This window comes from Psychroflexus sp. MES1-P1E, assembly GCF_002836055.1.
Taxonomy (GTDB): domain Bacteria; phylum Bacteroidota; class Bacteroidia; order Flavobacteriales; family Flavobacteriaceae; genus Psychroflexus.
Map to the genome: position 1 here is coordinate 17,117 of NZ_PJBS01000078.1, position 11,046 is coordinate 28,162.

Here is an 11,046-nt window from a genome sequence, read left to right on the forward strand (position 1 = left end):
ATTAAAATGCAATATAGGTATGTAAAGTTAGTGACACTGGGGAGTGGTCAGAAAACGGTAAATAGACACTCTCTTCAACCTATTTTCTTCTTATTTTTATAGGCTCATCATACTTTCTTTTACACCTATCACAACATTCTATCAAAATTAGCTTTTGTTAAAATCATTACGCCTAATTTTGAAGTTTACTATTATAATGAGTTCAAATTGAAATTATGAAAGGAGTATTAATGGTTAATCTCGGGTCTCCGAAGTCTAAAGACCCCAAAGATGTAAAAACATATTTAGGTGAGTTTTTGATGGATGAACGGGTCATCGACGTGCCAAAAGTCTTAAGAACTATTCTTGTAAAAGGGATTGTTCTCAACACAAGACCCAAAAAATCAGCAGCGGCTTATGCCAAAATTTGGTGGGATGAGGGGTCTCCTCTTATTGTCTTATCCGAGCGCTTAAAAAGTGGAGTAGACGAGCAAACCAGTGTTCCAATTGCTCTATCCATGCGTTATGGTCAACCTAACATTCAATCTGGTTTACAAGAGTTACATGATAAAGGCGTAGACGAAGTTTTGTTGATTCCTCTATACCCTCAGTTTGCGATGGCTACTACAGAAACGATCATGGTGTTGGCGGAGGAATTGCGACAGCAACATTTTCCTAACATGAGTTTCACAACTCTGCCTCCATTTTATAACCATCCAGATTATACAACGGTGCTAGCAAGAAGTATTGGAGAAAAGCTAGATGAATTTGATTATGATCATTTGCTTTTTAGTTATCATGGTATTCCAGAACGCCATATCCGAAAAAGCGATATCACCAAATCACATTGCAAGGTAGATGGCTCCTGCTGCCAAACCCCTTCCAAAGCGCATCAGTTTTGCTATAGGCATCAATGTCTTGAAACCACAAGATTGGTTGCTAAAATGTTGAACTTGAAAGAAGGAACTTTTAGTACTTCGTTTCAATCTCGATTAGGATTTGACCCTTGGTTAAAACCTTATACCGATAGAACTGTGGAAAGACTTGGAATTGAAGGCACCAAAAAATTAGCAGTGGTATCGCCAGCTTTTGTCTCGGATTGCCTAGAGACTTTAGAAGAAATCAATATGGAAGCCCGTGAGATTTTTGAAGAATCTGGTGGAGACGACTTTAAGTTTATCCCCTGTTTGAACGATCGAGAAGATTGGGTAAAAACCCTTAGCCGATGGATAGACGAATGGGCTCATCAAAATAAAAAGGCTAAAGCATCGTAAATGTCTAAAGTTAACTCTGAAGAATTAGCAACTAAACCTATTGGCACGCTGCTTATTAAACAAGCAGTACCTGCTTCTATTGGAATTTTGGTGATGTCTCTTAATATATTGGTAGACACTATTTTTATAGGCAACTGGGTTGGTTCTATTGGGATTGCTGCAATTAATGTGGTACTCCCAGTGTCTTTCTTCATTGCGGCTTTAGGTATGGCTATAGGGATTGGTGGCTCGTCTATTATCTCACGAGCCTTAGGCGCAAACAACGATAAGAAGGCGCTCAAAACCTTTGGAAATCAAATTACCATTACCTTACTGGTGACCATTACCATGGTGGTTGTCGGTTTAACTTTTATCGATCAGTTGATTCCCGCTTTTGGTGGGAAGGGCGATATTTTTGATCCCGCAAGAATCTATTATAGAGTTGTGCTATACGGTGTTCCTGTATTGGCTTTGGCCATGATGGGAAATACAGTCATTAGAGCAGAAGGTAAGCCCAAGTTTGCCATGGTGGCCATGATTATTCCCTCGTTGGGTAATCTTATTATGGACTATGTCTTTATCAATATTTTAGATTATGGAATGCTTGGTGCCGCTTGGGCAACCACAGGATCGTATATCTTATGTTTGTCTTATATAGTATGGTTTTTCCTTTCCAAAAATTCAGAATTAAAAATTCGATTTTCAGACTTTGGTTTTGACTATGAAATTTTGAAAGAAATCGGAGCTTTAGGCTTTGTAACCCTATCTAGGCAGGCGATTGTGAGTGTAACCTATCTTCTTTTAAACAATATATTATTCGATCTCGGCGGAGAATCATCAGTAGCTACCTATGCGATTATCTCAAGAATGCTCATGTTTGCTCTGTTCCCTGTTTTGGGGGTTACCCAAGGTTTTCTCCCTATTGCAAGTTATAACTACGGTGCTGAAGAATACGGTAGATTGAGAGAAACTATAAATAAAGCTATTGGTTATGCTTCGGCTGTGGCTTTAATTGTTTTTGCTCTCATTATGATTTTTCCAGAAACCATTGTATCGGTATTTACTCAAGATGCTCAGGTTCTTAGGGATACCCCAAGCGCTATGCGTTGGGTCTTTGCTGCTGTTCCTGTTATCGCTTTACAATTGATAGGTTCTGCCTATTTTCAAGCCATAGGGAAAGCAGGTCCTGCCTTGTTACTCACGCTGTCTAGGCAGGGGTTTACTTTTATTCCTTTGATTTTGATACTCCCTCAATTTTACGGTGAGTTTGGGGTTTGGATTTCCTTCCCCTTAGCAGATATTTTATCCACAATCATCACTGGTTACTTTTTGAGAAAAGAAGTAAAAACGACTTTGATGGTCGATGAAAAATCAAATCAAGACATAAAGGCGACTTAACAAACCATGGCAATGTGATGTGTTCAAGATGCATTGTTTATCTTTGGATTCTAAATTAATTGAGTAGCGCTGTGGACTATAATTACATCAAATCTCTTCATCTTATTTTCGTGATCACTTGGTTTGCGGGATTGTTTTATGTACCCCGTTTGTTCATATATCATATCGAAGCCCGGCAAAAGCCACAGCCAGATAGAGATATCTTAAGTGAACAGCTTAAGATCATGGCCAAACGCTTATGGTATATTATTACTTGGCCTTCGGCTGTATTGTCCACTATTTTTGCCGTTTGGCTTTTAATTCTTGTGCCAGGATGGTTAGAACAAGGGTGGATGCATGTGAAGCTTGTCTTTGTTGGTTTATTGTTTGCTTACCACATCAAAAATCAATTTATCTTTAAACAGTTTCAAAACGATGATATCCGCTGGACTTCTAATGGAATGCGACTTTGGAATGAAGGACCCACTCTTATTTTGTTTGCTATCGTTTTTCTAGTGATCTTGAAAAACTCCATCAGTTGGATATGGGCATTGTTAGGTCTTATTGGTCTTGGCCTTATACTTATGTTAGGCGTTAAACTCTATAAGCGAATTAGGAATCCAAAGCCTTCAGCCTGATGTTCAATTATAAAAAATCTTTACGTACTCGTATTTTTATTTCTATGATTGCTCTGGTTGTCGCTGCCTCTATACTTATTGCAGGGGTAACCATTTATCAGTTTACACAGGAGGCCAAAGAGTTGCATCGCGAAAAACTCAACCGCAAAGAAAACGCGATTCGTGCCAATATCAACTACGTCCTAAGAACGACGACTTATCCAGTAGATACTAAAAATCTATCCCTTATTTTCAAAGAAAAGATCTACGAGATCCAAGATATTCATAATACTGAAATCAATATCTACGGCCTTGATGGGTATCTTTTGAAATCTTCGTTTGCGACGTTTTATATGGATTCTGTAGAAACGCGAATGCAGCCTCAAAAAGCAAAATCTCTTGAAAACTCTGCTGAAAAAAAATACGTTGATAATTTCAAAATCAATGATCAAAACTATCAATCGTCTTATACTTATATTTTAGATAATTATTTTAAGCCTATAGGGATTTTGAATCTACCTTATATCGAAGATGACGGCTTTTTAGAACAAGAACTTCGTGGATTTTTGATTCTTCTTTCTCAAGTGTATTTGATTATGCTTATATCTGCCATAGTCCTAGCCTACTTCTTGTCTAAATACATCACTAGGTCTTTACAAAGTGTAAGTCGGAAAATTATAAAAACACGTCTAGATCAACCAAATCCTAAAATTTCTTTAGAAGAAATCAGCTACGAAATAAGACCCCTTATCAAAGCTTATAACGAAATGATTGATGAACTTGAGGTCAGTGCCTTAAAGTTAGCTAAAACAGAAAGGGAAGAAGCTTGGAGGCAAATGGCGAGGCAAGTGGCTCACGAGATTAAAAACCCGTTGACGCCAATGCGTTTGAGCATGCAGAGTTTTAAAAGAAACTTTAACCCAGATGATCCCCAAATAGGAGAACGAGTTAATGAATTTTCTAAAACTATTGTTCAACAAATCGATAACCTGAGTGCTATTGCTAGTGCCTTTTCAGACTTTGCAAAAATGCCTGCTCAACAAAATGAGACCCTTAATGCTGTTGAAATTATAAGATTAGCTTTGGAAATTTTCAATGAAAATCATATTCATTTTAATCCTGAAAAAGAGAATATAGAAATTAAGTTTGATAGAAACCAACTGATAAGGATCATCACTAACTTAGTTAAAAATGCCCTGCAAGCGACGGAACATCTAGAAAATCCTGTTATAGAAGTTAAGATTTCTACCCAAGAAGAAGATGTAATAATAAACGTTGAAGATAATGGAAGCGGAATTCCAATAGACATGCAAGAGCGTATTTTTGAGCCGAGGTTTACAACCAAATCTAGTGGAATGGGATTGGGCTTAGGAATGGTTAAAAATATCATTGAAACTTATAAAGGAGATATAAAACTGACTTCAAAACTTGAGGAAGGCACTATCTTTACACTTAAACTACCAAAATCCAATACTCATGACATTTGAAAATTTACAAGTTGATATTGAAGACCGCATTGCATTAGTTCGAATTAATAGACCTAAAAAACTAAATGCACTCAACCGTGAGACTATTGAAGAGTTACACCAAGCTTTTAAAGCTTTACGTAACAATGAAGACGCTGCTGTGGTTATTTTAACCGGAAGTGGAGAAAAAGCTTTTGTTGCGGGTGCAGATATTTCAGAGTTTTCAGACTATTCTGTGGAAGAAGGGAAGGACCTTGCCGCTAAAGGCCAAGAGAGAGTATTCGACTATATCGCTAATTTTCCAAAACCAGTCATTGCCGCTGTCAATGGTTTTGCCTTGGGAGGTGGCTTGGAGTTGGCCATGTCTACCCATTTTAGAGTGGCTAGTGATAATGCAAAACTGGGACTTCCAGAAACTTCACTAGGGGTTATTCCTGGTTATGGAGGCACTCAGCGCTTGCCACAATTAGTAGGTAAAGGGAGAGCCATGGAAATGATCATGACGGCAGGAATGATCGATGCCACTACCGCAAAAGACTATGGATTGGTCAATCATGTGACGACAATTGAAGAGTTGTTACCACTAGCTCAGAAACTAGCTGGAAAAATCCTTAACAATTCTATGGTAGCCATTTCTTCTGCTATCGCAGCTGTGAACGATAATTATAAAGATGGTGTGAATGGATTTGATACAGAAATAGAAAATTTTGGAACATCTTTTGGCACTGATGATTTTAAAGAAGGCACCCAGGCTTTTTTAAACAAACGCAAAGCAAATTTTAAATAAATACCCTTTATGTTTCCATTGCAAAGACACCGTCGCCTAAGACAAAACGATTCTATACGATCGCTGATAAGAGAAACTCATTTAAGCCCAACTGACTTTATTGTCCCCCTATTTGTAGTTGAGGGAAAAGGCGTAAAAGATGAAATCGATTCTATGCCTAATTATTATAGGTTTAGTTTGGACTTGCTCGCCAAGGAAGTCAAAGAACTTTGGCAAATGGGATTGAAGTCGGTTTTGCTTTTTGTAAAAGTCGAAGACGCTTTAAAAGACAACCGTGGTGTAGAAGCTACAAACCCTGATGGATTGATGCAGCGAGCGATAAAAACCGTAAAGAATGCAGCTCCCGAAATGTTGGTTATGACCGATGTGGCTTTAGATCCCTACTCTATTTATGGGCACGACGGCATTGTCGATCAAGGGAAAATAGTCAACGATAGAACCAATTTTTTTCTTGCTCAAATGGCTCTAAGCCATGCTCAAGCTGGAGCCGATTTTGTGGCCCCTAGCGATATGATGGATGGTAGAATCTTAGAGATCCGAAGTGTTTTAGAAGATGCTCATTTTACGGATACCGGCATTATGAGTTATTCAGCTAAGTTCGCCTCTGCTTTTTATGGTCCATTTAGAGATGCTTTAGATTCTGCTCCAGTGGATGTTAAAGGTATTCCTAAGGATAAGAAGACGTATCAAATGGATCCCGCCAATAGGAGTGAAGCTTTAAAAGAGACCTTTTCAGATATCGATGAAGGGGCAGATATTGTAATGGTAAAACCCGGACTTTGTTACCTGGATATTGTAAGAGATATAGCTAATGAAGTAGAAGTGCCTGTGGCTGTTTACCAAGTGAGTGGAGAATATGCAATGCTAAAAGCGGCTTCAGCCAAAGGCTGGTTAGATCATGATGCTGTGATGCTAGAACAACTCACAGCTATTAAGAGAGCAGGGGCTAGTATGATTGCAAGTTATTTTGCTAAAGATGCGGTCAAATTACTCTAGGCCTTAATTTTTCTGAATTAGATTCCAATAGATTACCAATACAAAATCAATGATTAAAAACGATTTATTTTTAAAAGCTTTACGAGGGGAAACTGTTGAAAGACCACCAGTTTGGATGATGAGACAAGCGGGGCGTTATCTTCCAGATTTTATGAAGCTAAAAGCCAAATATGATTTCTTTACGCGCTGCAGAACACCAGAGCTCGCCACAGAAATTACAGTGATGCCAATTCACCAAGTCGGTACCGATGCTGCTATATTGTTTAGTGATATTTTGGTAGTGCCGCAAGCGATGAATATAGAAGTGCAAATGAAACCTGATTTTGGACCATGGCTTCCCAATCCAATACGAGATCGTAAAAGTTTAGATCAAGTGATTGTCCCCGATGTTTACGAAGAATTGGGATACGTCTATGAGGCGATAAAAATGACTAAGAAAGAATTGAACGATGAGGTTCCTTTAATCGGTTTTGCAGGCTCTCCCTGGACTATTTTCTGCTATTGTGTACAAGGACAAGGTTCCAAAAATTTTGACAAGGCCAAAGAGTTTTGTTTTACAGAACCTCAAATGGCCCATGAACTCCTTCAAAAAATCACAGATACGACTATTGCTTACCTCAAAGGAAAAGTTGAAGCTGGTGTGGACGCTGTTCAAGTTTTTGATTCTTGGGGTGGAATGCTATCACCAGTAGATTATCAAGAATTTTCTTGGCCGTATATCCAGCAGATTATAGAGGCTTTGAAAGATATGATCCCTGTAATTGCTTTTGGGAAAGGCTGCTGGTTTGCTTTGGATGTCATGGCAAAATCTGGGGCTTCAGCGCTTGGTGTGGACTGGACTTGCTCAGGTCGAAACGCTAGATATTTATCCGGTGGAAATATAACATTGCAAGGAAATTTTGATCCTTCTAGATTGTTTTCTCCTCCCAAAGACATCAAACGAATGGTCCATCAAATGATCGACGAATTTGGAAAAGACCGCTACATCGTGAATTTAGGGCATGGTATTTTACCCAATATTCCCGTAGAAAATGCAAAAGCTTTTGTAGACGCTGTTAAGGAATACAAATAGAATTTCAGTCATAATTTATAACAGCCCTCTTTTAGCCTTTAGAAGAGGGTTTTCTATTTCTTTTGATTTTACCCTTGCTGATTTTAAGGGTTTCAGACAGTTAACTTTCAAATTCATCTCTACTTAATGTAGCGTCTGGGGTAAGAAGTCCCAACTGAAGTCAGTGTGTAGATTCAACCAAATCTCTCATACCAATTCAGTTTTAAATGGTGTATTAAAAATTTGAATGATACTACGAAGTTGCTCAGCGCAGGTTTTTTACTTAGTTGAGGAAAAAAATATAAGTATAGCGATAGTTATGGTAATTAGTTTTGATAAAAAGCAGACAAAAAAGAAACGATTTATGGCGACATTATAGGTTTAAATTGGTATAATACTATAAGTAGAGTTTAGAGTTCAAAACCTACAGGTAGAGAAGAACGTGATCTTGGGTTAGGGATAGCGGTGGAAAGCCTATAAAGAAAAGCCTTTAAAAAATAAAGCCTCGCCAAGCGACTAAGAGAAGCTCTGGTTAGGTTTATATTTTTTTAGGTTTTACTGAAATAGCTTGGAACATATAGCCCGACCCTCCCCAATCCATTGGGGAGGGTAACGCCCATAATTTAGTGATTTGTTTCCTTGTAGAGTTTTGTAAAATGCTTGTAGAAATAAGGAATGGTTTCAATCCCTTTTAAGTAATTCCAAATCCCGAAATGCTCATTTGGAGAATGTATGGCATCGGAGTTAAGTCCAAACCCCATTAAGACGGTTTTACTTTGCAAATACTTTTCAAATAAGGAGACAATAGGAATGCTTCCGCCGCTACGTTGTGGGACAGCCGCTTTGCCAAATACATCGTGGAAAGCAAGATCTGCAGCCTTATACTCAATACTGTCTATAGGAGTGACATAGCCTTGGCCACCGTGATGAGGTGTTACTTTTACCTTTACACTTCTTGGAGCGATGTTTTCGAAATGAGTTTTGAAAAGGTCTGTGATTTCTCTCCAATCTTGATGGGGAACTAATCTCATAGATATTTTAGCAAAGGCCTTACTTGGAATTACAGTTTTGGCGCCTTCTCCAGTATAGCCTCCCCAAATCCCATTGACATCTAGAGCAGGCCGAATGGAGTTGCGCTCATTGGTTGAGTATCCTTTTTCACCATGAACATCAGTAATGCCGATATGATTTTTATACTCTTCAAGATCGAAAGGGGCTTCCGCCATTTTTTTTCGTTCTAGCTCGCTCAATACCTCTACTTTATCATAAAATCCAGGAATGGTGATGTGATTGTTGTCATCATGAAGCGAAGCGATCATTTTTGATAAAATATTGATAGGATTGGCTACTGCTCCGCCGTAAAGTCCAGAGTGTAAATCACGATTTGAACTTTCGACTTCAACTTCAACATAGCTCAAACCCCTCAACCCAGTGGTGATTGAAGGAACCTCCTTACTGATCATTCCTGTATCTGAAATCAAGACCACATCGTTGGTCAGTTTCTCTTGGTTGTGTTCTAAAAACCACTCCAGACTCACACTTCCAACCTCTTCTTCGCCTTCGATCATAAATTTGACGTTGCAAGGCAATTCATCATTTTGAATCATGATTTCAAGCGCTTTCACGTGCATATACATTTGGCCTTTATCATCGCAAGCTCCTCTAGCAAATATCGCTCCCTCGGGATGGATCTCTGTTTTCTTGATAATGGGATCAAAAGGAGGGCTGCTCCATAAATCGAGAGGATCTGGGGGTTGCACGTCGTAATGGCCATAAACTAAAACCGTAGGCAGGGACTTGTCTATAATTTTTTCTCCATAAACTATAGGATTTCCTGGGGTTTCACAAATTTCAACTCTATCACATCCAACAGCTTCCAAATTTACTTTTACGGCATCAGCAGTCAACAAAACTTCTTTTTTAAAATTAGGATCAGCGCTGACCGAAGGAATTTTAAGTAATTCCACTAACTCATCAATGAATCTTTGTCGGTGTTTATCTATATAAGTATTAATATTCATAGGTTTTTTTTAGAGTTTTTACAATATAAATTATTTTCTCGAAACATGATTTGAAAGTTGTATATATTATTTATATTTGCACTCGCAAAAGTAAACCCGATTATTAGGTATGCTACTGTGAGTGTAAAGATCTCGAAGTGTCGAGAGATAGACATACTAAAAATAATTGCGGGCGTGGTGGAATTGGTAGACACGCTAGACTTAGGATCTAGTGCCGCGAGGTGTGAGAGTTCGAGTCTCTCCGCCCGTACTTCTTAAAAGGTTAAATGGTTGAAAATCAACTGTTTAGCCTTTTATTATTTTATAGTTGTACTATAATTGTACTAAAAACTTCGCCAACTATATTTAATAATAAGCTTAGCCTTAATTCTCTAAAAATTAAATTTAAAGTAAAATTCTGCATTTTGACATTCTTAAGCTTCACAAATACACTGAAAAACATAATGTAACTAAAAAAGAATCAGTTTTAAAACTCCTCTCTCAATTGATAAAATTAAAATAGTAAAAGATTATTTATTACGAGTTTTCTAAGGTTCCAGAAAAAAGTTTTAAATTTCAATAACTATTATTGACTCTTTCTTTAAAGTCTTGATAATTTAAAAAAACGACACCTATTTATGACTCTACAAGAAGCTAAGATTGCAGATAAATTTTTAAAGAATATCTATGAAGCTCCTGTTACTGATAACTCTTATTTACTAAAATCAGAAATTTATAAAGCGCTTGATTTTATTAAATTTGAAAATAATGAAGTATCGAATCATACAAAAAAAGATGAGTATTTAGCTTTACTTGTGAGTGATGGATACCTTATTAAACACGATCATGTTGCTTTTTGTAAAAAGTACAAACTAACTGATGATGGAAAAACTTTTTTACTTTATAAAGGGGGCTATACTCAAATGGTTGAAGAAAGAATTGAGAATAAAAAAAGAGAAAAAAATAAATATAGGTTTGATATTGGTAAAGATATAGTTTTGATACTTTTAGCCATAGGTACTTTACTTATCAGCTATTGCACTTCTTAATGCTTATCACTTTTCAATAAAGATGGAACTATAACAGTAGGTAATCAAGATTTTCGTTGACTATTTTTATTTTATAATGAACACCTTTTTAAATTTTAGTGTTGGTAGAAGAATTGAGAAGGCTAGGGTCTCTTTTATTTTTGAATTGAAGAATGAAATTTATGGGGGTTTGTATAAATTTGATGAAAAACGAATTTCAGATTTAGCGATAAGAATCACTAAAAGAATGGATGCAAATCAAATAGATAGTCTAATTACAAAACTTGAAGATTTGAAATGATATTTTGATTTACTTGATTTGTGAGTGTATATTTTGGAATACCTACAAAATACGTGACTATTTTTTAAGCCGCTTTATTAAATAACTTTCTAATTCTAACTGCATCTCTAAAGGTGTTTTATAACCTAAAGTAGAATGTATTCTTTTTGTGTTATACCAACTGATATAGTCCCTTAAACAATCAAATAGCT

The 11,046-nt window shown here is 37.1% G+C and carries 11 protein-coding genes and 1 tRNA gene; 10 read left to right on the top strand and 2 right to left on the bottom strand.

Annotated elements, in window-relative coordinates; all coding sequences use genetic code 11:
• The first annotated feature begins 215 nt into the window (after window positions 1-215).
• The 7 genes from hemH to hemE are packed head-to-tail and all read left to right on the top strand — an operon-like array spanning window position 216 to window position 7,547.
• On the top strand, window positions 216-1,253 hold the full coding sequence (hemH, locus tag CXF67_RS00500; protein ID WP_102086956.1) for a ferrochelatase: 1,038 nt from the start codon (window positions 216-218) through the stop codon (window positions 1,251-1,253).
• Entirely contained in the window at window positions 1,254-2,630 is a 1,377-nt protein-coding gene (locus CXF67_RS00505) for an MATE family efflux transporter (RefSeq protein ID WP_102086957.1), read from the top strand. It abuts the gene before it with no gap.
• Between the two features lie 59 nt (window positions 2,631-2,689).
• Window positions 2,690-3,247: a CopD family protein gene (locus CXF67_RS00510; RefSeq protein ID WP_257984530.1), complete on the top strand. Its 558-nt coding sequence runs from the start codon at window positions 2,690-2,692 to the stop codon at window positions 3,245-3,247.
• On the top strand, window positions 3,247-4,713 hold the full coding sequence (locus tag CXF67_RS00515) for a sensor histidine kinase (RefSeq protein ID WP_102086958.1): 1,467 nt from the start codon (window positions 3,247-3,249) through the stop codon (window positions 4,711-4,713). Before CXF67_RS00510 ends, CXF67_RS00515 begins: the two co-directional genes overlap by 1 nt.
• Complete coding sequence (locus tag CXF67_RS00520; protein ID WP_102086959.1) at window positions 4,703-5,479, top strand: enoyl-CoA hydratase/isomerase family protein; 777 nt, start codon at window positions 4,703-4,705, stop codon at window positions 5,477-5,479. The genes CXF67_RS00515 and CXF67_RS00520 overlap by 11 nt, the downstream gene beginning before the upstream one ends.
• Before the next feature lie 9 nt (window positions 5,480-5,488).
• Window positions 5,489-6,475: a porphobilinogen synthase gene (hemB, locus tag CXF67_RS00525; RefSeq protein WP_102086960.1), complete on the top strand. Its 987-nt coding sequence runs from the start codon at window positions 5,489-5,491 to the stop codon at window positions 6,473-6,475.
• A gap of 49 nt (window positions 6,476-6,524) precedes the next feature.
• Window positions 6,525-7,547, top strand: a complete 1,023-nt coding sequence (hemE, locus tag CXF67_RS00530) for a uroporphyrinogen decarboxylase (protein ID WP_102086961.1) — start codon at window positions 6,525-6,527, stop codon at window positions 7,545-7,547.
• 602 nt (window positions 7,548-8,149) lie between these two features.
• Here hemE and CXF67_RS00535 read toward each other — a convergent pair.
• Complete coding sequence (locus tag CXF67_RS00535) at window positions 8,150-9,547, bottom strand: dipeptidase (RefSeq protein ID WP_102086962.1); 1,398 nt, start codon at window positions 9,545-9,547, stop codon at window positions 8,150-8,152.
• Window positions 9,548-9,715: 168 nt separating this feature from the next.
• Here CXF67_RS00535 and CXF67_RS00540 point away from each other — a divergent pair.
• The 3 genes from CXF67_RS00540 (at window position 9,716) to CXF67_RS00550 (ending at window position 10,855) form a co-directional block, all read left to right on the top strand.
• Window positions 9,716-9,797, top strand: a tRNA-Leu gene (locus tag CXF67_RS00540).
• A 367-nt stretch (window positions 9,798-10,164) separates the two neighbouring features.
• The gene (locus CXF67_RS00545) at window positions 10,165-10,575 is read left to right on the top strand and encodes a hypothetical protein (protein WP_102086963.1); all 411 of its coding nucleotides are present in this window, start codon (window positions 10,165-10,167) and stop codon (window positions 10,573-10,575) included.
• A 76-nt stretch (window positions 10,576-10,651) separates the two neighbouring features.
• Window positions 10,652-10,855, top strand: a complete 204-nt coding sequence (locus tag CXF67_RS00550; RefSeq protein ID WP_102086964.1) for a hypothetical protein — start codon at window positions 10,652-10,654, stop codon at window positions 10,853-10,855.
• Between the two features lie 57 nt (window positions 10,856-10,912).
• Here the strand turns inward: CXF67_RS00550 and CXF67_RS19100 are convergent.
• Window positions 10,913-11,046 (bottom strand): integrase core domain-containing protein (locus CXF67_RS19100; RefSeq protein ID WP_145990336.1); only part of this gene is annotated, 134 nt, incomplete at its 5' end.